At 70.9% G+C, this 22,175-nt stretch carries 19 protein-coding genes; 11 read left to right on the plus strand and 8 right to left on the minus strand.

All coding sequences use genetic code 11. The features are described from left to right. Positions 1–180 precede the first annotated feature (180 nt). Positions 181–1,386 (minus strand): chitosanase, encoded by a 1,206-nt coding sequence (locus LADH09A_RS18535; protein ID WP_238646722.1) that lies wholly within the window; start codon positions 1,384–1,386, stop codon positions 181–183. Between the two features lie 300 nt (positions 1,387–1,686). Here LADH09A_RS18535 and LADH09A_RS18540 point away from each other — a divergent pair, with 300 nt between their 5' ends. Then, positions 1,687–2,298 (plus strand): hypothetical protein, encoded by a 612-nt coding sequence (locus LADH09A_RS18540; protein WP_238646723.1) that lies wholly within the window; start codon positions 1,687–1,689, stop codon positions 2,296–2,298. Positions 2,299–2,344: 46 nt separating this feature from the next. Here the strand turns inward: LADH09A_RS18540 and LADH09A_RS18545 are convergent, their stop codons facing one another. After that, entirely contained in the window at positions 2,345–3,970 is a 1,626-nt protein-coding gene (locus LADH09A_RS18545; protein ID WP_238646724.1) for a glycoside hydrolase family 43 protein, read from the minus strand. Between the two features lie 252 nt (positions 3,971–4,222). Here LADH09A_RS18545 and LADH09A_RS18550 point away from each other — a divergent pair, with 252 nt between their 5' ends. The 4 genes from LADH09A_RS18550 to LADH09A_RS18565 are packed head-to-tail and all read left to right on the plus strand — an operon-like array spanning position 4,223 to position 8,499. Beyond that, a complete protein-coding gene (locus LADH09A_RS18550) occupies positions 4,223–5,518 on the plus strand; it encodes an extracellular solute-binding protein (RefSeq protein WP_238646725.1) in 1,296 nt (431 codons plus the stop codon). 52 nt (positions 5,519–5,570) lie between these two features. Continuing rightward, a complete protein-coding gene (locus LADH09A_RS18555; RefSeq protein WP_238646726.1) occupies positions 5,571–6,569 on the plus strand; it encodes a carbohydrate ABC transporter permease in 999 nt (332 codons plus the stop codon). Then, positions 6,566–7,402: a carbohydrate ABC transporter permease gene (locus LADH09A_RS18560; protein ID WP_238646727.1), complete on the plus strand. Its 837-nt coding sequence runs from the start codon at positions 6,566–6,568 to the stop codon at positions 7,400–7,402. Before LADH09A_RS18555 ends, LADH09A_RS18560 begins: the two co-directional genes overlap by 4 nt. 53 nt (positions 7,403–7,455) lie before the next feature. Then, positions 7,456–8,499 carry a LacI family DNA-binding transcriptional regulator gene (locus LADH09A_RS18565; RefSeq protein ID WP_238646728.1) on the plus strand — a complete coding sequence of 348 codons (1,044 nt, stop codon included), beginning with the start codon at positions 7,456–7,458 and terminating at the stop codon, positions 8,497–8,499. Between the two features lie 6 nt (positions 8,500–8,505). On the opposite strand, the gene LADH09A_RS18570 is transcribed toward LADH09A_RS18565, so the two are convergent. After that, entirely contained in the window at positions 8,506–9,213 is a 708-nt protein-coding gene (locus LADH09A_RS18570; protein WP_238646729.1) for a SanA/YdcF family protein, read from the minus strand. 114 nt (positions 9,214–9,327) lie between these two features. Here LADH09A_RS18570 and LADH09A_RS18575 point away from each other — a divergent pair, with 114 nt between their 5' ends. From LADH09A_RS18575 to LADH09A_RS18595, 5 genes are read left to right on the plus strand one after another with little or no spacing between them, the layout of a single operon-like run. Further along, a complete protein-coding gene (locus LADH09A_RS18575) occupies positions 9,328–10,155 on the plus strand; it encodes a hypothetical protein (RefSeq protein ID WP_238646730.1) in 828 nt (275 codons plus the stop codon). A 25-nt stretch (positions 10,156–10,180) separates the two neighbouring features. Beyond that, positions 10,181–10,507 carry a hypothetical protein gene (locus tag LADH09A_RS18580; RefSeq protein ID WP_238646731.1) on the plus strand — a complete coding sequence of 109 codons (327 nt, stop codon included), beginning with the start codon at positions 10,181–10,183 and terminating at the stop codon, positions 10,505–10,507. Positions 10,508–10,514: 7 nt separating this feature from the next. Beyond that, positions 10,515–11,003 carry a WXG100-like domain-containing protein gene (locus LADH09A_RS18585; RefSeq protein ID WP_372492306.1) on the plus strand — a complete coding sequence of 163 codons (489 nt, stop codon included), beginning with the start codon at positions 10,515–10,517 and terminating at the stop codon, positions 11,001–11,003. Then, positions 10,996–11,481, plus strand: coding sequence for an EndoU domain-containing protein (locus LADH09A_RS18590; RefSeq protein WP_238646733.1), 486 nt, complete (start codon positions 10,996–10,998; stop codon positions 11,479–11,481). The genes LADH09A_RS18585 and LADH09A_RS18590 overlap by 8 nt, the downstream gene beginning before the upstream one ends. A 2-nt stretch (positions 11,482–11,483) precedes the next feature. Further along, a complete protein-coding gene (locus tag LADH09A_RS18595; RefSeq protein ID WP_238646734.1) occupies positions 11,484–11,897 on the plus strand; it encodes a hypothetical protein in 414 nt (137 codons plus the stop codon). 9 nt (positions 11,898–11,906) lie between these two features. Here the strand turns inward: LADH09A_RS18595 and LADH09A_RS18600 are convergent, their stop codons facing one another. Next, complete coding sequence (locus LADH09A_RS18600; protein WP_238646735.1) at positions 11,907–13,241, minus strand: extracellular catalytic domain type 1 short-chain-length polyhydroxyalkanoate depolymerase; 1,335 nt, start codon at positions 13,239–13,241, stop codon at positions 11,907–11,909. Between the two features lie 367 nt (positions 13,242–13,608). On the opposite strand from LADH09A_RS18600, the gene LADH09A_RS18605 reads away from it, so the two are divergent. Then, the gene (locus LADH09A_RS18605; RefSeq protein WP_238646736.1) at positions 13,609–15,669 is read left to right on the plus strand and encodes a cellulose binding domain-containing protein; all 2,061 of its coding nucleotides are present in this window, start codon (positions 13,609–13,611) and stop codon (positions 15,667–15,669) included. Between the two features lie 51 nt (positions 15,670–15,720). Here the strand turns inward: LADH09A_RS18605 and LADH09A_RS18610 are convergent, their stop codons facing one another. The 4 genes from LADH09A_RS18610 to LADH09A_RS18625 all read right to left on the minus strand — a co-directional run bounded on the left by LADH09A_RS18610 (position 15,721) and on the right by LADH09A_RS18625 (position 22,162). Next, complete coding sequence (locus LADH09A_RS18610) at positions 15,721–18,075, minus strand: VWD domain-containing protein (protein WP_238646737.1); 2,355 nt, start codon at positions 18,073–18,075, stop codon at positions 15,721–15,723. Next, entirely contained in the window at positions 18,072–18,683 is a 612-nt protein-coding gene (locus LADH09A_RS18615) for a hypothetical protein (protein ID WP_238646738.1), read from the minus strand. The genes LADH09A_RS18610 and LADH09A_RS18615 overlap by 4 nt, the downstream gene beginning before the upstream one ends. A gap of 130 nt (positions 18,684–18,813) precedes the next feature. Further along, on the minus strand, positions 18,814–19,041 hold the full coding sequence (locus tag LADH09A_RS18620) for a hypothetical protein (RefSeq protein WP_238646739.1): 228 nt from the start codon (positions 19,039–19,041) through the stop codon (positions 18,814–18,816). A gap of 346 nt (positions 19,042–19,387) precedes the next feature. Continuing rightward, a complete protein-coding gene (locus LADH09A_RS18625) occupies positions 19,388–22,162 on the minus strand; it encodes a M14 family zinc carboxypeptidase (RefSeq protein ID WP_238646740.1) in 2,775 nt (924 codons plus the stop codon). Between the last annotated feature and the right edge of the window lie 13 nt (positions 22,163–22,175).

Here is a 22,175-nt window from a genome sequence, read left to right on the forward strand (position 1 = left end):
GCCCCGCGCCCCGAGCCCCGCGCCCCGCGCCCCGAGCCCCGAGCCCCGAGCACGGCTCAGGGCGCCGCGGGGCGGCGCCCTGAGCGTCTGCGTGCCGCCGGACCAGCCGACGCGGAACCGCCGCCGGACTAGCCGATGCGGAACCGCCGCCGGACCAGCCGACGCGGAACCGCCGCCGGACTAGCCGATGCGGAACTGGTCGCCGTAGACGGCGAACGTCAACGGCGTGTTCAGGTTGAAGTTGCCGTTGTTGAGGAAGACCCGCTGGGCGGTGTCGACCCGGGACGTGTCCGAGTGGGCCGCTTCCTTCTTCATCTCGATGACCCGCTCGTCGAGGAACGCGTTGAGCCAGGTCCGCTCGTCGCCGCCCTGCGCCGGGGGCTTCGCCCGAGCGAGGGCGCGGTTGCGGATCTGGCGCATGCCCTCGTACCCGTGCATGACCGCCGCGTCGTAGTAGGCGAACTGACCGAGTGCCCGGACCTGGTCGTTCTTGCCGTCGCGTACGGACGGGTTGAAGTAGACCCGGTCCCGCTCGGCCTCCTGGGCGGCCCGGAACACCGAGTCGTTGGCCGCGGTCCGCCAGTCGCGGGGGAAGTTCGGGTCGAGGCCCGAGTGCGAGGGGGTGCCGTTGACGGCGCGCAGCGCCGGCAGGTAGCCGGCCAGCACGTTGCCCGGCTTGGTGGTCGTGTACCGCTGCACGAGTTCGAGCATGTCGCCGGTGCCGGAGCAGAAGCCGATGATGCCGGCGGTGTAGCCGCGTCCGTCGCCGATGTCCTCGATGTAGGAGAACTGCGCACGCCAGTCGAGCGAGGAGTTTTCCGCAGCTGAGACGAGCTGCATGGCGACGTCCTTCTTCGCCGGGTCGTCGAGGTTGGTCCCGGCCGGGGTGGTGGGCGTGGGGTTGCCGCCGCCGCCGGGCAGGGTCCACTGCTGGTTCGAGGTGCCGCCGCAGGTCCAGATCTGCAACCGGGCGCCGTTCGCGGTGCTCCGGTCGGTGACGTCGAGGCACTTGCCGGAGGCGGAGTTGACGAGGGCGCCGTTGCTGGCGGTCCACTTCTGCGCGCCGGTGCCGTTGCAGTCGTACAACTGGATCTTGGCGCCGTTGGCGGTCGACGCGGCGGTCACGTCGAGACACTTGCCGAGTGCCCGGATCGAGTTGTCCGTGTTGCCGACGGTCCACGTCTGGGCCGCGCTGCCGTTGCAGTCGTAGAGCTGCACCGCCGTGCCGTTGGCCGAGCTGGCGGCGGCCACGTCGACGCATTTCCCGCCGAGGCCGGTGATCGGGCCGGCGGTCGCGGCGCTGGCCGACGGCAGGCCGTAACCGACGGCGGCGACGCCGATCAGCAGGGCGCCCACGACGTAGGCGGCTGTTCTCTTGTGAACCATGGTGTTCCTCGGGGAAGGGGCGGCGTGCCGCCGGCCGGTCGGTGCCCGGCGCGGCGGATCGGCCCCGGCGGGCACCGCGAGCATCAGGAAACTGTATTAACAGATATCAGTACGTCGGTGCCTCGTCAATCGATGTCAGCAGGCCGTGACGACGCGTGTTCATCTCGGTGTTGGCGGGCGTACCGAGTAAGGACGGGCACCCGAGAGGTCGATGCCCGGCCCGCACAGTTAGATGTCGTCAGCAGTGCCGCGTTCCGGGCGAACAGACCCGGAACGGCACCGAGACGCAAGGAGCGCTTGATGGCAGTCCCTCTCCGCCGTACCTGGTCGCTGTGGGCCACGGCCGCCGCCGTGCTCGTCGTGGCGGCGTTGTCCGCCTGCGGCGACGCCGACGCCGCCGACCCGGTCGCCGCGCCCACCACCGCGCCGACCGAGGCCACGCCGACCGGCGCCGCGCTCCCGGCGGTCAAGGGCAAGCTGCGCGGGTACGGCACGGTGCGGCAGCTCAGTGAGGCCGCGGACCTGGTGGTACGGGGTGAGGTCGAGGCGACCGGGTTCCGGGTGGACGAGGTGCTGCGCGCGGCGAACGGATCGTTCGTCGGGGTCGGGGCGCGGATCACGCTGGCCAGCCTGGACCGGGGCGTGGCGGACATGGCGCACATGTCCACGCTTACGGCGGGTCAGGTCGTGGTGCTGTACCTCGCCGCGGACCCGGCGGCCCCGACGTTCCGCACCCTCAGTGGCGACTTCGGGGTGTTCGACGTGACCGGGGCCGGTGACGACGCGGTCGCGGTGTCCCGCTCGCAGGCCATGGCCGTCAGCGGCCTGGTCGCCGAGGACCCGACCGCGTCCGGCCGGGGCTTCCGCACCACCCTCGGCCAGCTCCGCGCCGTCGCCGCACAGGTGAAGTAGGACGACTAATTCGCGGGCGGCACCCACCGGGGTGCCGCCCGCGTGCTCACTGCTCCCGGTAGGTGGCCAGATCGAAGTCGGCGTACGCGCCGTCACCGCCGAGGTCCTGCACCCACAGGCCCAGGAACGCCCCGGTGAAGCCCCACGCCGCCGGCTCACCGTCGATGATCAGCGCGGCGTGCTCGTCGGACAGGATCGTCGCGTCCAGGTCGACCGGTAGCCGCTGCCAACCGGTGCCGAGGTCATAGTCGAAACGCACCACCGGCCCCTCGAACACGGCCCGCAGACCGACCCGCTCGACGCCGCTGGCGTCGACGGTCAGTTCCGGGTACGGGGTGCGCCGCCCGTTGTCGGAACTGAGCAGCTCCAGCACCGTCCGCCCGTCGTCGGCGCGGGTCAGGTAGAGGTGGTGCCAGTTGAGGGTGTTGTAGTAGGCGGTGAGCCCGGCGAGCTGACGGTGGTCGACCGGGTCGAACTCCAGCACGGTCTCCAGGGAGCAGTGCATCGCGCCGACGCGTCGCCCGACCAGGCTGGGGGCCTGTCGACCGACCGGCGACTGCCCGCCGTGGATGCGAAGGTGCGACGGGCGGCTGTGCAGGTCGACCCAGTCAGCGGTGGCCGGCCGGCGCAGCGTCGACCAGCACAGGCCCAGCTCCGGGGCCTCGAAGTGGTCGGTGTCGGGCTCCGCCGGCCACGGGTGCGCGGGCAGGTCCGGTGCGACGACCTCGTCTGCTGGCACCCCTCCGGCGATCTGCGGCCAGCCGTCCGACGGCCACTCGACCCGCTGGATCGCGGTCTCCCGGCCGAGCACGCAACTGCCCAGTGGGGAGTAGGGGCGACCCACCAGGTGGGCCAGGTACCACTCGCCGCCCTGCGTACGGACCAGGCTGCCGTGACCCGCCTTCTGCAACCGGAGTTCGGGGCGGCCGACGGAGGTGAGCAGCGGGCCGTCCGGGTCCACCTCGTACGGCCCGAACAGCTCCCGGGACCGCGCCACGGTGACCTGGTGCTCCCAGCTCGTGCCTCCCTCGGCGGTGATCAGCCAGTACCAGCCGTCGTGCCGGTAGAGATGCGGGCCCTCGGTGACCCCGACCGGCGTGCCGGTGAACAGGATGCGCGGCCGGCCGACCAGGCTGCGCGCGGCCCGGTCGTACTGCTGGATCTCGATGCCGCCGAAGCGGTCCCGGCCGGGTCGCCAGTCCGCGCTCATGCTCAGCAGCCAACTGGTGCCGTCGTCGTCGTGGAACAGCGCGGCGTCGAACCCACGCCCGTGCAGTTTCACCGGATCCGACCAGGGGCCGTTGATGTCCTCGGCGGTGACCAGGAAGTTCTGCGGGTCCCAGTAGCCGCTGGCAAAGCTGGCCACGTCGCTGTAGACGAGATGGAACTGACCGTCGTGGTACGTCAGGTCGGGTGCCCACACCCCGTTGGAGTCGCCGCAGCCACGCAGGTCGAGCAGGCGGCGGTCGGTGAGAACCCCGCCCAGGGGGCGCCAGTTCACGAGATCACGCGAATGGTGCACACGCACGCCCGGATACCACTCGAACGTCGAGGTGGCCAGGTAGTAGTCGTCCCCGACGCGCAGGATCGACGGGTCCGGGTGGAACCCGGCGAGGACGGGATTGCGGATCGACCGGGTAGCGGTCGCCACGTTAGCGAGGTCGGTCGACACGAGGGCTCCTCTGGACGGGGCTGTCTGGAACTTCCGGAAACTTGCGGTCCCGGATCACTGGAAGTCCTGACTACGCTAGCCGGTCTTTTCGCAATAGGACAGAGGTCTTGACCGTTGCGGAAACAGCTCGTAGCGTGCCGGCCATCGACCGGTAATACCGGCGAAGCTTTGAAAGTTCCGGAGATCCATAGGTTCCACCCCGCCGGCTCGGCCGGCGTCCGAGCACCCCGTGAGTCCCCGAAGGGATGGATCATGACCACGCACCTTTCCCGCCGAACGCTGCTCGGCCTCGCCGGTGCCGGCGCCGGCGCCTACCTGCTGAGCGCCTGTAGCGGCGACGAGGGATCCAGCGACCCGAACGCCCCGCAGACCATCAACTGGTGGCACATCCAGAACACCGACCCGATGCTGCCGGTCTGGGCCGCGATGGCCAACGAGTACAAGACGGCACACAGCAACGTCACGTTGACGATCCAGCCCCTGGAGAACGAGGCCTTCAAGGCCAAGCTCACCACCGCCACCCAGGCGGGCGACCCGCCCGACCTCTTCCAGTCCTGGGGTGGCGGTGTGCTCAAGCAGCAGGTCGACGCGGGCCTGGTCAAGGACCTCACCGACGACGTGAAGGACCTGGTCGGCGGCATCCTGCCCGCCGCCATGCAGCCCTACACGATCGACGGCAAGATCTACGGCATTCCGTTCGACATCGGCATGGTCGGGTTCTGGTACAACAAGGACCTCTTCACCCGCGCCGGCATCACCGAGGCTCCCGCCACCTGGGCCGCCCTGCTCGACGCCGTCCGCAAGCTCAAGACCGCCGGCATCACTCCGGTCGCGCTGGCTGGCAAGGACAAGTGGCCCGCCCACTTCTACTGGTCCTACCTCGCGATGCGCATCGGCGGGGTGGGCGCGTTGCAGAAGGCCGTCGACGACAAGAACTTCGACACCCCTGACCTCGCCGCGGCCGGCGAGCGGCTCAAGGAGCTCGTCGACCTGCAGCCCTTCCAGAAGGGGTTCCTGGGCGCCGAGTTCGGCTCGCCCGACGGGCAGGCCGCCACGATGGGCAACGGCGGCGCGGCCATGGAGCTGATGGGGCAGTGGGCACCGGCGGTGCAGGCGTCCAGCTCCACCAGCAAGAAGGGCCTCGGCGACAAGCTCGGCTTCTTCCCGTTCCCGGCCGTGGACGGCGGCAAGGGCACGTCGACCGAGGTCTTCGGCGGCGGTAACGGTTTCGCCGTCGGCAAGGACGCCCCGGCCGCCACCATCGACTTCCTGAAGTTCCTGCTCAGCGTCGACAACCAGAAGCGGTCCGCGCAGACCGGCGCGGTGCTGCCCACGGTCAAGGACGCCACCTCGGCGATCAGCGACGCCAACAACAAGGTCGTCGCGGAGACCCTGGCCAAGAACACCGGCTTCCAGCTCTACCTCGACCAGGCGTACGCGCCCGCACTCGGGCAGCAGATCAACGACAGCGTGGCCGAGATCATCGCCGGCAAGAAGTCGCCGGCGGCGATCCTCAAGGACATCACGCAGGTGGCGAAGACCGCCTGACCGTGATCCAGCACCCATCCGTAGCCGGCCGTAGAACCCGAGTGGAGCAGGCATGACCAGGCCATCGACCGTGTCGGACACGAGGCGCGGCGACACGGCGACCGATCCGCCGGCACCGGGGCCGGGCACCGCGCGACAGCGCGGCCGCCAGCCCCGGCCGGGCCGGGGTGGCGTCCTCGCCGTGTTCCTGGCGCCTGCCCTGGCGCTGTTCCTGCTGCTCGTCCTCGCCCCCATCGTGGTGGCCGGCTACGCCAGCCTCTACAAATGGAACGGGTTCGGGCTGCCGGAGAACTTCATCGGGCTGGACAACTACACCCGAGCCTTCGGCGACCCGACCTTCCGCGGCGACCTGCAGCGCGGCCTCGTGCTGGTGGTGCTGTCCCTGGTCGTGCAGCTGCCGGCCGCGCTGGCCCTGGCCATGCTCCTCAACCAGCCGCTTCGCGGCCGGGCCGTCTACCGGCTGATCTTCTTCGCCCCGTACGTGCTCTCCGAGGTCACCACGGCCGTCCTGTTCACCCTGGTGTTCTCACCGAACCGAGGGCTGGGCGAGGGGGTCTCCCGGTGGCTGGGCGCCGACGCGGGCGCGGTCTTCGCCGACCCGGACACGGTGCTGTTCGCCGTCTTCCTGGTGGTGTCCTGGAAGTACTTCGGCCTCTACATGATGCTCTTCCTGGCCGCCCGGCAGGGGATCCCGAAGGAGCTGTCCGAGGCGGCGGTCACCGACGGCGCCACCGCGTGGCAGGCGTTCCGACACGTCACCCTGCCCCTGCTCGGCCCGACGATCCGGATCAGCGTGTTCCTGTCCGTCATCGGCACCATCCAACTGTTCGACATGGTCTGGGTGCTCACCGGCGGTGGTCCGATCCACTCCTCGGAGACGCTGGCCGTCACGATGTACCAGTACGGCTTCCGCCGCTTCGAGGTCGGCTACGCGAGCGCCATCAGCATCGTCATGTTCCTGTTGAGCCTCGTCTTCGCCCTGCTCTACCAACGCATCGTGCTGCGTCGTGACACCGCGGGCGCGATCACCAACCAGGGAGGCCAGCGATGACCGCCACGGCGAGCCGTGCCCAGCGGACCCGCAGCGTCGTGCTGCACCTCGTCTGCATCGCCGTCGGCGCGCTCATCGTCGTGCCGGTGTGGTTCGGCGTGCTCGGCGGCTTCAAGGACAACGGCCAACTGTCCACCAACCCGCTGGGCTGGCCCGACCCCTGGGTGCCGAACTATCTCGACATCCTGGGCAACGGCGTGTTCTGGCGGCAGCTCGGCAACAGTCTCCTCATCGCCGTGAGCAGCACCGTCATCGTCGTCGGCGCGGCGGCGATGGCCGCCTTCGTCTTCGCTCGCTACGCCTTCCGGGGCCGCGAGTTCCTGGTGACGCTGTTCGCGATCGGCCTGATGTTCCCGTTCGCGGTGGCCATCCTGCCGCTGTTCGTCCTGCTGCGCGGCATGAACCTGTTGGACAACCCGCTCGGTGTGATCCTGCCCCAGGCCGCCTTCGGGCTGCCGATCACCATCATCATCCTGCGTCAGTTCTTCCGGACCATCCCGGCCGAGGTCGAGGAGGCCGCCGTCCTCGACGGCTGCGGCTCGTTCGGGTTCTTCTGGCGGGTCCTGCTGCCGATGGCCCGTCCGGCCCTGGCCACCGTGTCGGTGCTGGCCATCGTGACCAGCTGGAACAACTTCATGCTCCCGCTGGTCGTCTTCAGCGACCAGAGCTGGTGGACGCTGCCCGTCGGGGTCCAGGCCTTCCAGGGTCAGTACGCCGACGACACCGCACGGGTGCTCGCGTACGTCGTGCTGTCCATGTTGCCGGCCCTGGGCTTCTACGCCGTGGCCGAACGCCAGCTCATCGGCGGTCTGACCGGCAGCGTGAAGGGGTGACACCGCGTCACCGCGAGCAGACCTGACGCTTCCAGCACGACGAAGGGAGGACCGTGGGCACGGAGAACGGCCGAAACGTCACCATCGCCATGATCGCGCGGTTGGCCGGTGTCTCCGTGCCCACGGTCTCCCGGGTCATCAACGGTCGTTCCGACGTCGCGCCGGACACCCGGGAGCGCGTCGAGGCGCTGCTCAACCGGCACGGTTACCGCCGCCGGTCACCGGCGCGACGCACCGACGCCGCCCTCATCGACCTGGTCTTCAACGACCTGGACAGCCCGTGGGCCGTGGAGATCATCCGCGGGGTGGAGGACGTCGGCCAGAGCAGCGGCGTCGGCACCGTCGTATCAGCCATCCACTGGCGCATCTCCTCGGCCAAGCAGTGGCTCGACAACATGCGCACGCGCTCCACCGAGGGCATCATCTTCGTGACCTCGATGGTGAACCCGCCACTGCAGGCGGAGCTGCGCCGCCTGCACCTGCCGGTGGTCATCATCGACCCCGCCGGGGTGGACCCCCAGGAGTCACCGACCATCGGCGCCACCAACTGGGCGGGCAGCCTGAGCGCCAACCAGTACCTGATCAACCTCGGTCACCGTCGCATCGGCTTCATCGCCGGCCCACCGCACCTGATGTGCAGCCGGGCCCGGATGGACGGCTACCGGGCCGCCCTCGGCGCCGCCGACATCCCCGTCGACGACGCCCTCATCCGACCCGGCAACTTCTACCACGAGGCCGGGTTCAGCGCGGGCAGCCAGTTGCTGGCCCTGCCCGACCCGCCCACCGCCATCTTCGCCTCCAGTGACCAGATGGCCCTCGGCGTCTACGAGGCGGTTCGCAAGCGCGGCCTGCGGGTGCCCGACGACATCAGCGTGGTCGGCTTCGACGACCTGCCGGAGGTCCGCTGGTGCTCACCGCCGCTGACCACCGTCCGTCAGCCCCTCGCCGAGATGGGTATGCTGGCCGCACGGACCGTGCTGCGCCTCGCCGGCGGCGAGAAGACCGAAAGCCCCCGGGTCGAGCTGGCCACCGAACTCATCGTGCGCGACAGCGCCGCACCGCCGCGCGCGTCCTCGCCGGGGCGGCCACGGTCGTGACACCGTTCAGCCGGCACGCAGAGCGTCGTCGACGCCCGTCTCCCGCCGGCCGAGGTGCGCCGGGTCCCGGCCGGACAGCAGATCCAGGGCCGCCTTCAGGCAGGCGCCGTTCTCGCGGGAGGAGCTGACCCGCCAGGTCTGCTCGTACTGCCTCGCGGTCTCGTCACCCACCCCGCTGGCGTCGATGCCGAGACCCCGGCACAGTGCCACCGCGCGGGGGAGGTGGAACGACTGGGTCACGACCGTCGCGCGCCGTACCCCGAAGATCCGCTCGGCCCGCGCGCACGAGTCGTACGTGTCGAAGCCGGCGTGGTCGAGCACGACCTTGCGCGCCGGCACGCCCCGGTCGACCAACCAGCCCCGCATCGCGGCGGGTTCGTTGTAGTCCGCGTTCATGTTGTCACCGGACACCAGGATGGCCCGCACCTTGCCGGCGTCGAAGAGCCGCCGCGCGATCTCCAACCGGGCCGCGAGAAACGGCGACGGGCTGCCGTCGGTGTCCACCTTGGTCCCCAGCACCAGGGCGACGGGGGCGTCCGGCACGGTTGCCTCGCTGTAGATGTGGCCGTCGGCGGCGTCGCGGATCCACCTCACGCTGGCCACCGTGCCGCCGGTCAGCAGCACCGCGCCGACCACCGCCGCCACGAGGGTACGACGAGCGAGGCGTCCGCGATTTCCGTACCACCGTCTGAGCGCACCGGATCGTCCCCGCATGTCGAGAGAGTATTCGGGCCGCGCTCGATGCCCGGTCCGGGGCCGACCATGACGGTCCGTCGGGTTGGGGTTTCGTTGCTAGGGTTCCGTGGGCCAGGACGGGGAGGCTGCGGGATGTCGGACGGTGCCGGGGACAGCTACACCGCGCGGGTGAGCGCCTACCGCCAGGAGCTGGCGGGTATGCGCGCGGGGCCACCCAGGACGGACGCGGTCGCGCAGGGCCGCGCCGACGGCGCGCACGGGTCGGTGGCCGTCGTCGCGGCGCGGGGCCGCCTGCAGTCGGTCGAGGTCGCCGCCCCGTTGCTGCGGATGTCCGGTGCGGAGCTGAGCCCTCTGGTCACGCAGGCGTCCAACACCGCGCTCGCCGAGACCCGTGCCCTGTCGTCCGATGTGGAGCAGGCCCCGGACATCGCGCGACTGACCGACGGTGTGGTGGCGGTCCTCGCGGAGAGCGAGCTGGCGATGCACCGCCTCCAGGGGGCGTTGGCCGAGGCTGTCGCCAAGGTGGGGCCGGCCACCGGGCTCGGCGGTGAGCTTCCCGCGCAGGGTCCCGCGGAGCTGCTGCACGGTGTCCTGGACGTCTTGAGGTCGGCGAGCGCGACGACGCCCGGCCCCGACCAGGTCGAGGAGGGTGAGCGTCGGTGGACCGGGTCCGACGACGCGGGGCAGGTCCTGGCCGAGGTGGATGTCACCGGCCAGGTTGTTCGCCTGGAGCTGGTGCCTCGTGCCGGTCGGTTCACCTCCGTGGAGCTCGGCGAGTCGATCGTCGAGGCGGTCAATCGGGCGCTGGACGAGATCGAGCCGGCGGACGCCCCGCAGCACGGGCCGTCGTGGGAAGACCTCGGCGGTCGGGCGGCTGAGTTGCAGGAGGCCAGCATTCGACAGATGGCTGCGCTGACCGGGGCGTTGACGGGGATGATGGCCCGCGTCCGGGAGCCGTGACGATGATCGATCGAGGTGAGGCGTGATGGCCGGCGAGATTGAGATCAACCCGGAGGCGATCATCGAGGCGGGTGACGACATGGTCGCCTCGGCTCAGCGCATCCGCTCGGCGCTGTCCGCCTTCGACGCCGAGCTGGCCGCGTTCGGCGCGCCCTGGGGCAACGACGATCTCGGTTCGCTCATCGGGATGGTGTACGAGACGATCCGCGACCTCGCGCTGGAGAGCTACGACGCCAACCGGGTCGAGATCGAGGACATCGGCAAGTTGAGCCGGGTGATGGGCCTGAACTATCAGGAGACCGAGCGTGCCATCGTGGAGCACCTCGGCCGTTTCGGGGAGATGCTCAGCTGACATGGGAATGACGCTGCCTGCCGAGTTGGTGTCCCTGCTGGGTTTTCTGGGCTATACCTGGCCCGAGGCCGACGAGACCAAGTTGCTGGAGATGGGCCAGGCGTGGCTCGCCTTCCCGGACCGTCTGGCGGCGCCGGTGGCCGACGCGGACAGCTCGGCACGGCAGGTGTGGACCGACAACCGGGACGACGCCATCGAGCGTTTCCAGGCCACCTGGCAGGCCGGCGACTCGGCGAAGACGAACCTCGACGACGGGGCCACCGCGGCGGCGTTGATCGGCGCCGGGCTGATGGTGTGCGCCGGTATCGTGCTGGCCCTCAAGATCAACGTGATTGTGCAGCTCACGTTGCTGGCCATCCAGATCGCGCAGGCCGTCGCGACGGCGGCGGTCACCTTCGGTGCCTCGTTGCTGGAGATTCCGATCTTCAAGCTCATCACCGGCGCCCTCATCGACCAACTGCTGAACATGGCGACCGAGGCGGTACTCGGTGGGTAGCCGTGGCAAGGCAGGCCTCTTCCGGCCGGTCGAGAAGTGGCTCCGGGCGCGGATGCGCCACCGCCGCTACGAGCACATCTTTCGGGGCCACGTCAACGCCAACGCCACCCCGCCCCGCGGCACCGGCTTCCACCACCGCTTCCTGGGGGAGAACCCGCCCGGCGCCCGAGTCCGCGTCGACCCCGACGGCCGGGAGATGATCCTGGAGCGGCATGTCGACGGCACGTACCGGGCCCGGGTCGACGTGCTCGACGACGGCGGCGTCTGGCGTCAGAAGCGGGGTTCGAGCACCTTCTTCCCGGACAACTGGACGCCGCAGCGGGTCGACGAGACGATCCAGGACGCGTTCCGGTCGGGGGGTCCGCACCCGGCCGATCCGAACAAGTGGCAGGGTAGGGCCAACGGGGTGGTCGTGGAGGGCTTCTACAATCCGGGCGGCACGACGTGGTATTCGGCCTGGCCAGTGGGGGGAAGCTGACGATGGGGCACGTTGAGTTCGGCCGTAACCAGTACGGTGCGCCGACCATGACGAGCGGCGACCGGCACTTTCGCGACCTCGCCTCCCAACTCACCAGCGACATCCAGAGCTACGCCCCGGACTGCCTGGAGCTGTTGCAGTGCGTCGACGACGTGGTGTCCGGGCGTTCCGCGTACGAGGAGTACGAGGGCAACTCCGCCGTCGTGCGCTGCACGCCGACCGGTGTCACGGTGGACAGCCTCGGCCCTGTCCCCTCGGGCACGACGTACACGGTCGACGAGGCGCGCGCGGTCATCCTCACCTACTTCGACTTCCTGGCCCCGTCCGTCCAGGACAGGAAGCGGCACCTGGCGACCTGGGAGCAGGAGCACGGCGGCCCGTTCCCCGGCCGTCACCTGCTGCGCCTCGACGACTGAGGCCCGCCCTCAGCTTCGGCTCCACCGCTGGCTGGTGCTGCCGGTGCAGGTCGACAGGACCACCTGCGTGCCGTTGGCGGTTGCCGCGGCGTTCGGTGTGACGCAGAGGCCGGACTGCAGCCCGGCGACGGTGCCGTCGGTGTTGAGGTTCCACTGCTGGTTGGTACCGCCGTTGCAGTCCCAGATGATCACCCGTGTGCCCGCCGTGGTGCCCGCGCCCTCGGCGTCCAGGCACTTGGTGCCGTACACCTGGAGTTGCCTGGTGGCGGTCGGCGTCCACTGCTGGTTGCTGCCGCCGTTGCAGTCCCACAGGGCCACCTGGGTGCCGTTCGTCTGCGACCGGGACGGGACGTCCAGGCAGCGGCCGGCGTTGACGTTGCGCAGCGGCCCGGCCGTGCCGCCCGGCGGCGGTGTGGTCGGGCTCGTGGTGTCCAGGCCGACGAAGCGGACGGCCTGCGCGGCGTCGAACGGGATGGAGTGGCCGTACCCCTGGAAGCTGATCGCCTCGACCGGTGCCGTGCCGCCGGTGCCGCCGTACCGGGTACGGGTGGCACTGGTCTGTGGGGAGTCGGTGTAGCCGGGGGTCTGCGACACGCCCTGCACGTTCGTCCACTGCTTGACCTGTTCGCCGAAGTTGACGTAGCTCAGCGTGGTGTCCGTGGTGCCGTGCCAGATCTGCACCCGGGGACGCGGGCCGGTGTATCCCGGGTACGCGTTGCGAACCAGGTCACCCCACTGCTGGGGGGTCCGGACGATCCGTCCGCCGGAGCACTCGCTGTTCCACTCCGCGCCGTTGCCGGTGGCGAAGCACCCGAACGGCACCCCGGACGAGCTGAAGCCGGCGTTGAACAGATCCGGGTAGAGGCCGAGCATCACGTTGGTCATCATGGCGCCTGAGGAGAACCCGCCCACGGCGATCCGGTTCGCGTCGACCGGGTAGCGACTGCGGACGTGGTCGACCATGGACCTGAGGCCGACGGGGTCGCTGCCGCCGTCGCGCCGCAGTGCCTGGGCTGAGGAGACGTCCCAGCACTTGCTGCTCCGGGTCACCGACGGGTAGATCACGATGAAGCCGTAACGGTCGGCCAGGGTGCTGAGCCCGAATCCGCTGTGCACCGCCGGGCCGCTGCCGGTGCAGTAGTGCAGCGCGAGGAGCAGGGCCGGCTGGGCCGCGACCCGGTCCGGCACGTACAGGTGCATCTGGAGGTTCGTGGGGTTGGCGCCGAAGGTGGTCACCTGGGTGAGCGTCGCGGCCGATGCCGGGGTGGCGACCGTGACCACGGCTGTCATCGTCGCCAAGGCAGTGGCCAGCGCGGCGGCCAGCGGTGCGATCCTTGATCTCATCGTCGGTTCCTCTGGTCGTGAGCGTGGACGCTGATCGCCTCGCATCGACTGTGAGCGATAACATGCGGGTCGTCAAGATGTAACGTATGACGTCTTCGATGGGCCCGAGGCGTCTGTGCTGGTGCCGCTCGGGTCGGGGCCCTTGAGATTGTCGAACCGACCATGACATTCTTGGCCGTCGATTGCCCACCGCGCCTGCGGGGGCCGACGCCCGTCCACTGGGCAGCCGGGGTCCGACCAGGATCCCGGGGGACGGGGCACGAGCGACGGGACACCGGGGCCTGTCCGTCCACGAGATCGCCCCGCCACCGCGTCGCATCCGTCCGGCTGGGCGACCCACCGTCGTTCACCGCGAAGGACATCCGCCATGAACCTCCCGAGAAGCCGCGCGACGCTGCTGGCGAGCCTGCTGCTGGCCGCGACCGCGTTCTCCGGCGTCAACCCACCCAACGCCAGCGCCGCACCCGACCCGGCCACCGTCACCGTCGACGCCCGGGCGGGGATGGCGACCGTGCCCGACACCGCGCTGGGCGTCAACCACGCCATCTGGGACCAGAACCTCGGCACCCCCGAGACGTCAGACCTGCTCCGCGACGCCGGCGTGCAGATGATGCGTTACCCCGGCGGCTCGTACGCCGACATCTACCACTGGAAGGACCACACCGCGCCCGGCGGCTACGTCGCGCCGAACACCGACTTCGACACCTTCATGGCAGCGGTCCGGCGGGCCGGCGCGCAACCGATGATCATCGCGAACTACGGCACCGGCACGCCCGAGGAAGCCGCCGACTGGGTGCGGTACGCCAACGTGACCAAGGGGTACGGCGCGCGGTACTGGACGGTCGGCAACGAGAACTACGGCAACGGCCACTACGGGTCCGCCTGGGAGGCGGACGACCACCCGGACAAGAGCGCGACACAGTACGCGAGGCTGGTCGTCGAGTACGCCGACGCCATGAAGGCGGTCGACCCCAGCATCAGGGTCGGCGCCGTGCTCACCATGCCGGGCAACTGGCCGGACGGAATCACCGCCGGCAGCGACCCGGGCCCGTGGAACCAGACCGTGCTCTCCATCGCCGGCCCGAAGATCGATTTCGTGGACGTGCACTGGTACCCGGGCGGCACCGCCGCCGACTCGCTGGCCCGCACCAGCCACATCCCCGATGCGACGTACCTGCTGCGGCAGCAGCTCAGCCGTTACGCCGGCGCGAACGCCGACCGCATCGGCATCAGCTTCACCGAGCTGAACGTCGATGCCGGACGGACCACCCAACCGGCCGCGCTCTTCCTGGCCGACGCCTACAGCGAGCTGCTGGCCAACGGCATCTTCACCGTCCACTGGTGGAACGTGCACAACGGCATCGGCACCGTCACGGAGGTGGCCGGCCAGACCGACTACGGCGACTTCGGCATGTTGTCCAGCGGCACCTGCACCGAGGACGGTTCGGTCTGCGAACCACCACTGAACACACCGTTCGCGCCGTACCACGGGCTGAGCATGATGAAGCTCTTCGCCCGGGCCGGTGACCAGTTCGTGCGGGCCGCCAGCGACGAGCCGCTGGTCAGCGCGCACGCGGTCCGGCGGGCCAACGGCGACCTCGCGGTGCTGCTGGTCAACAAGGACCCGGACAACGCCCACCCCGTCACCGTCGACTATGCCGGGTTCACCCCGTCGACCGCCGCGCCGACGGTGTCCACCCTCACCAACGGCGCCACCGGCATCGCCACCGGCCAGTCCGGCTCCGCGACCAGCCGGACGCTGCCGGCGTACTCGTTGACCACGCTCGTGCTGCGACCGGCCGGCGCGACCGCCGGGCGGCCCTCGGCACCTGGCCAGCCCACCGCCAGCGGTGTCACCGACCGGGGCGCGACGATCTCCTGGCCGGCGGCAACGCCGGGCGGCAGCCCGATCGCCAAGTACGAGGTGTACCGGCAGAACGGCGGGGTCAGCGAACAGCTCGGCGAGACGGCGACGACGTCGTTCACGGTTGGCAACCTCGTGCCGGGCAGCCGGTACACCGTCAACGTGCTGGCCCGGGACACCGCCGGCCGGGTGTCCTGGGCCTCGCCGCCGCTCACCTTCGCCACCGGTGGCCCCGCCGCCAGCGCGTGCACCGTCCGGTTTACCGCGAACAGCGACTGGGGCAACGGCTACATCGGCGGCGTCGAGATCCTCAACACCGGGACCAGCCCGGTCAACGGGTGGACGCTCACCTGGACCTGGCCCACCGGCTGGCAGCAGGTGAGCAGCGGCTGGAGCGCCACCTGGGAGCAGGTCGGCGCGGCCGTGCGGGTCACACCCACCGACGACAACCGGCAGATCGCCGCCGGCGGCAGCGTCAGCGCCGGCTTCGTCGGCGCGTACAGCGGGCCGAACGTGCCGCCCACGGCGTTCACCCTCAACGGCACCGTCTGCACCAGCGGCTGACGCCACGTCGCGGTCCGGCTGGCCCGCTCGTCGGGCCAGCCGGAAGCCCCGTCAACCCACCTGGCGGACGGTGACCGTGGCCGACCCGGTCTCGTCCGCCCACGGGTCGAGCACGAGAGCGTACGTGCCGCCCCTGGTCAGCGGGCCCACCTCGAACCGCTCGGTGCCGCCGATGACGCAGCCACTGCCGATCGCGTCGCCGTCCGGGCCGGTGACGGTCAGGATCGCGCACCGGTCGGGAACGCTGGCCGAGGTCACCTCGACGACGAGGCGTCGACCGCCGGCGGCCGGGAACCGCAGACGGCTCACCGCGCCCGGCCGGCTGACCGACAGGGTGGTGGACCGCCCGTCGGCAACCGAGTCAGCCTGCTCGTCGCGGGCGTCGCGCAGCCGCACGTCGCCCCAACCGGTGTCGGTGGAGGTCCCGTCCACCTCCAGGACGTACCGGCCGTCGGCCGGCAGGACGAACCCGTCGACGTGGCCCTTGCCGCCGATCACGCAACCGGTGGCGACCTCGTCGCCGGCCGGGCCGCGCAACCGCAGCAGGTTGCACCGGTCGGGCACCGTGGCACCGGTGACCTGGAGGAAGATCTTCTGGCCGGCGCGCCCGGCGAAGGCCAGGCGGCTGATCGCCCCGGGCTGGGCGAGCGTCGCCCGGACCGCCGGCCCGTCCATCGTGAGCGTCCGGTCCTCGTCGGTCACCGTGACGACCCGTACGGTCGCCCGGCCGAGGTCGGCGTCCCACGGGTCGAGCACCACCTGGTGGTCGCCGGTCGCGGTCAACGTGGTCGTGTCGATGAAGCCCACACCGGAGATGACGCAGCCGGTGGCCAGCTGACGGCCCTGCGGGTCGAGCAGCACCAGCACGCCGCAGCGGTCCGGCACGGTGGCGGCGGGCACCTCCACGAAGATCTTCTGACCGGCCCGACCGGGAACCTTCATGGCGGCCGTGGCACCGGCCCGGGTCACCTCCAGGTTGACGTCGCCGACGGCGGGGACGTCGCGCTGCGTCCGGGCGGCGTCCTCGGCGAACGCCACCTGCCCGGTGAGGCCGACGTCGAGCGCGCAGTCGGCGAGGGTCTGCGGGTCGGTGACGCCGGCCCGCCGGCAGACGAGCTCGGCGGTGGCACGGTTGGGCAGGTCCCCGACGGTGAGCAGACGGTCCGGGAAACGACGGTCGGTGAACGTGGCGGTGGACTGACCCGGCTCGTAGTCGAACAGCGACCGCGGGGCCTCGACCCGCCAACTGTCGGCGTAGCCGGGGTACAGCGACTCGAACGTGGGCGGCTGGCTCACCCTCGCTCCGCCGCGGCTGGTCAGGTCGTCACCGGGGTCGCCGTCGTGGTCACCGAGAAGGCCCTCCAGCGTTCCGGCCCGCGCGGGCGGCGCGCCGACGCTCACACTCAGCCCCCACACCCCGATCGGGTGCGCGATCAGCCGCACGCCGTCCGGCCCGTCCACTGTCACCGTGCCGTCGGACCAGGTGGTGACGGTGCCGCCGCGCGGCAGCTTCACCCCGTCGGGCGCGTACACCGGCGGGCCGCCGTTTACCCGGGTCACCGGGCCGTCGGGTGTCTGGTACACGCCCACACGGTCGCCGGCCACGCGCAGCGCCACCGCGGAGTTGACGGCCACCACAGAGCTGGCCGGGAACATCGTCTGTCGGACCTGCACCTCGAAGTCGTCGGCGGTCGAGCGGGTCAGCACGAACTCCCCGGCGGCCTGGAAGTCGTAGCGGAGACCGTCGAAGGTGAGCAGGTGCGGGTCGCCGTTGCTGTTCGCGCAGCGGTAACCCTTGCCGATCACCGAGATCGAACAACCACCACCGCCGGGCGGTCGCGGCCTGGGCTGGTCGCAGTCCTTGCCGTTCGACGGCAGCTTCATCCCGCTGTACGTGGTGCGCGTCGGCAACCCCACGGCCTTGCGGTACGCGTTCTCCGCCAGCACCGCGTGCACCTCGGCGGGGTCCACCCCGCTGGCGAACTGACCACCCTGGGTGCAGAACTGGCCCCGGTCGGTGTCGTTCGCCTCGTCGAGGGCGTGGTTCATCTCGTGGATCAGGGTGGCGCACCGGTCCTCGGTGAAGCCCGCGCCCTCCTCCGGCAGCGCCCGCCCGTCGTTGTCCGGCCACCAGTTGACCTGGACATCACTGCCCGGGACGTACGTCGTGGTGCTGCTCTCCGTACCGAAGATGGGTTTGCGCACCTTGATCTGCTTGCCGGAGCGTTCCAGCGCGTCGAGCACCGCGCCGTTGCCGGAGCTGCGGATCTTCGCGACGCAGCCCGCGTACGCCGCCTGCACGTCGGTGTTGACGCTGACCACGGCGGACGCCGCCTGTGGCGCGAGCAGCACCAGCACGCCCGCCAGCACGACGCCCAGCCGCGTTCGGCTCCGCACCCCGGTCATCCGCCCTTCACCTCGAACGACACGGTGCCCTGCTCGGTCGTCGCGGCGCAGGCGTCCGCCGGCACACCCCGCAGCGGTGCCCGCAGGTAGCCCAGCACCAGCCGGTACGCCCCTGGCTGGTCGACCGGCCACCAGGTGACGGTGGCCCCGCCGCGGCCATCCGGCGCGGAGGTGGTGAACGCCGCGCCGACCGGGCTCTCGGGGTCACTGACCAGGGTCAGCTCCACCGACCCGCGCGGTGGCACCCGCACCAGGTTCTCGACGAGATGGCGGGTGAAGTCGCGGTAGTAGGCGGCCCCACCCGTGGTGGGCGCCACCGCCGCGTCGTCGCGGGTCAGCGACAGCACCGTGACCGCCCCGTCGGGTACCCGGCTGAGCTGGCACTCGGCGTCGCGGTTGTTGACCAGCTTGAGCCGAAGGTTCACCTGCTCACCCACCCGGTACGCGGGCTGTGACGCGCCGACGGTGAGGCCGACCGTCGCCGGGGGACCGGCGGGGGAGGGCGCCGGTCGGGACCGGCGGCACCCCGCCGTCGCGCCCGTCAGCAGCAGGGCGAGGCAGCCGGCGAGCGCCGCGCGACCCACCGACCCTGCCCGGGGTACGCCCATGGCCGCGCGCCTCCTCCCGGTGCCGACGTCTGTCGTCGAAGATCCCGGCCAGCCTGCGCCGTGAGGTGCCGGATGGCTGTCGTGATCCCGCCGGATAGGTGTCCGCTAGCCGACGCGAGGGACAGTCCCGTCAACCCCGGTACCTGCTGTGATGGCGGAAGAGTTCCAGCGCGCGGGCCCGGTGCGCCGGAGTGTTGGTGGGGTCCCTGGACAGCTCGGCGTTGGCCGCATCGAGGTCGCCGTCGAACTTGATGTATGCCTTGAGCGCCTCGTACTCCTGGTAGTCCAACGCCTCCAGGCCCGGCCCGGACTCGGGCACGACTCTTCCGTCCTTGGGGATGTAGGTACGTCCGTTCACCACGTAGCGCTGACGGCCGGCGTCCCAGGTAGCCCGCCCACTGTTGATGTCGTCGATGTCCTTGGCGACGTCGGCGCTGGGCAGGACGACGGTGTTGACCGCCTTGGTGCGGCTCCCCGGCTGGACTCTTTCCAGATTGTGGCGAGGGTGTGGTGGCAGCTGCGGTTTCTTACCGGCGGGTCCGGCGATGGTCCAGGTGGCCGTGCCGTAGGGGCAGCAGTTTCCGTTTGGTGCCGCGCACGGTCGCCGCCGCCTTCTCGCGGCGAGATCTTGGACAGTTTCCGTTCCCCGCTAACGAAAACTGTCCAAGATCTACGCGAATCTCACGCCGCCGGGCCGGGGTTCGTCAGCCGACCACCGACCGCAGCGGCACCTTGGCGTCGCGCAGCGCGCGGACCAGATCGCTCGCGAACGGGTGTTCGTCGACCTGGAGGCCCTGCGGGTTGGGGATCACGACGTACGCCGAGCTGTCCTTCGCGGACGTCCTCGCGTCGGTGGTGAAGCGCTCGACGATGGCCCGGGTGCGCGGCAGGTCGCTCGCCGCGACCTCGACGGTGATCGGCCGCCACCCGCCACCGAGGTCCGGCGTGACCGGCGCGGCGGCGGCGCTGGCGCGCGCCGGGTCGACCCCGGAGGAGCGCCGGGCGTCCGCGGCGCCCGCCGGGTAGAGCAGCGCGTTGGCCACCAGGTGCAGACCATTCTCGTTGTACGCCCGGAACAGCGGATTGAACGCGAACAGCACCGCCCGGCCGGAACCGGTCGGCTCGTCGACCACTGCCGCCGTGCCCTTCAGGGCGTCCGCGCCGACGGTGTAGCCGTTGGCCCAGAACGTGTCACCCGTCGGGTAGCTGAGCACGTTCGTCCCGGTGGTGCTCGGGTTGAGGATCGGGTCGCTGTTGTTGAACTCGAAGTCCTCCGCCGGGCGGCCCAGCGCGACCGGGCTGTCGGTGTCGACGTCGACCCGCAGGTGCGAGCCGATCACCAGGTAGTCGGCCGGCTTGGTCTTCTCGGTGGTGGAGGTGAGCCCGGCCGCGCGGGCCACCCGCGTGCCCTCGTTGCGCAGCCCGACGTAGGTGTGGCCCTGGGCGATCCACTCGCGCAGGTTGGCCTGCCCGGCGGCGGTCAGACCGCCGGTCGCGCTGCTGCCGTCGGGCACCAGCAGCACGGTACGCCCGGTGAACGCCTCGGTGTTGTCGTTGATGTCGGCAGTGGTGACCGGCGTGAGGTCGAGGCCCCACCGCTTGCCGAGCACGTACCGGGCCTCGCCGTGCGAGCCCGACGTGGTGGAGATGCCGGTGCCCTGGAAGAGCCCGACGTCGGGCAGGGCCAGGCTGGTGCCGGTGGGCCGCCCGCCCGGGGTGAGGGTCACCCCGAACGACTCGGCCAGCTCGTCGACCGTGCGGCTGAGCTTGGTCGCGGGGATGGCGACCCGGCTTGTCGACAGGTCACGGACCAGCGGGACGCCGTGACCGAGCAGGCGGAAGGTGAGCTCCGCGGCGGCGGCCGAGTCGAGCGGGTACGTGTACGAACCCCACGGCCAGGCGAGCGAGCCCCGGCCACCGGAGATTCCCCGGACCAGCTCGGCCTTCGGCCGGACGTTGTCGCCGGTGTAGATGGTGGAGACGCCCATCAGCAGCGGGTTGCTCCAGGACGACACGTCGTAGAAGTAGGGGAACGGAACGTACGGGTCCTCGCCCATGATGGCCTGGATCCAGTGCTTCTGCGGCTGGTCCATCGGGATCCAGTACGCGCCCTTGGGCACTGTCACGTTCGTGGCGGTCCGCCCGCCGAAGACCCGCGCGGTGGGCACCCGGGTCGGCTTCTGCACCTCGTACACCTCGACGTCCATCCGGCGCAGCCGCTCGACGAGCTGGCGGACGTCGGCGAGCTGCCGGTCCGGCAGCAGGAAGTAGGAGCGGATCTTGATGTCCGGCACCGGGAACTGGACCTCGTTGGTGGGCTGCACCACCTCGTTCGGCTCCAGGCTGCCCGCCCGGCCCTGAGCGAGCGCGTCGGTCCAGATGTCGAAGTAGCCGCCGAGCACCTCGCGCTTGTTGGCGGCGGCCCAGCCCAGCGTCGACCACTGGGTGTGGAACTGCTGCTGCACCCGGTCGGCCACCGCCGACGCGCTGCCCTTCTCGTACGTCATGCCGGCCGCACCGAAACCGGTCGTCGGCACGGTGTCGCCGTAGCCCATGAAGAACATGTCGTACGTGTCGTAGTTGAAGTAGCACTCGGTGAAGGCGGTCTCGTCGCAGGCCCCGTTGAAGCCGAAGCCGGCCTTGTTGGCCTCGCCGATGCGGTTGATCCAGTCGACCGCCTCACCGGCGATCTCGTGGTGGATCGGGTCGGCGTTGGGCGGAAAGAAGTACTGCCGGCCGCCCATCTCGTGCGCGTCGACGAACACCTGCGGCGGGTAGCGGCGCAGCAGTTCGAGCTTGCCGTCGGTCTCCTGCTGGGTGCGGGCGAACCAGTCCCGGTTCATGTCGAAGCCGAACTCGTTCTGCCGTCGCGTCGCGTCGCGGCCGTCCGGGTTCTGGGTGGGAACGATGATGGTGACCAGGTTGTCGTTGCGCCGTGCGACGTCGCAGGACAGGCCCGCCGCCAACTCGTACAGCGTCTTGAGCGCCGCGTCGGTGCCGCTCTTCTCGCCGCCGTGCACGTTCGCGGTGACCCAGACGATGGCCGGGCTGTCCTTCGCCGTCCGGTCGGCCGTCCGCGCGCTGGTCCGGCGCGGGTCGCGCAGGTCCCGTACGTCGTCGGCGATCTGTCGCAGGGCGGCCGGCCGCACGTGGCGCTCGTTGGACACCACCGCGTACGGCAGCGGTTGGCCGAGCACGCTGGTGGCCATCACGCCGGTGACGACCCGGGCGGAGGCGCTGTCCACGGCCCCGAGGTACGTCCGCACCTCGTCGTTGGTGACGACCCGTTCCTGTCCCGTGCCGAGGGGAAAGCCGAGCACGGTCTCCGGGGCGGGCACGGTGCTCAACCGTGCGGTCGGGTCGTTGCTGCAGGGGGAGGGCCGGGCGGCGCTCGCGGTCGCGGTGCCGCCGAGCAGGGGTGTCATGCCGAGCAGGAGCGCGATCGTGGCGGCACCCGCCAGCCGCTTCGGAGGGACCATCCAGAACGGACGC

Origin of the sequence: Micromonospora cabrerizensis, assembly GCF_022230955.1 — a bacterium.
GTDB classification, from domain to species: Bacteria; Actinomycetota; Actinomycetes; order Mycobacteriales; family Micromonosporaceae; genus Micromonospora; species Micromonospora cabrerizensis.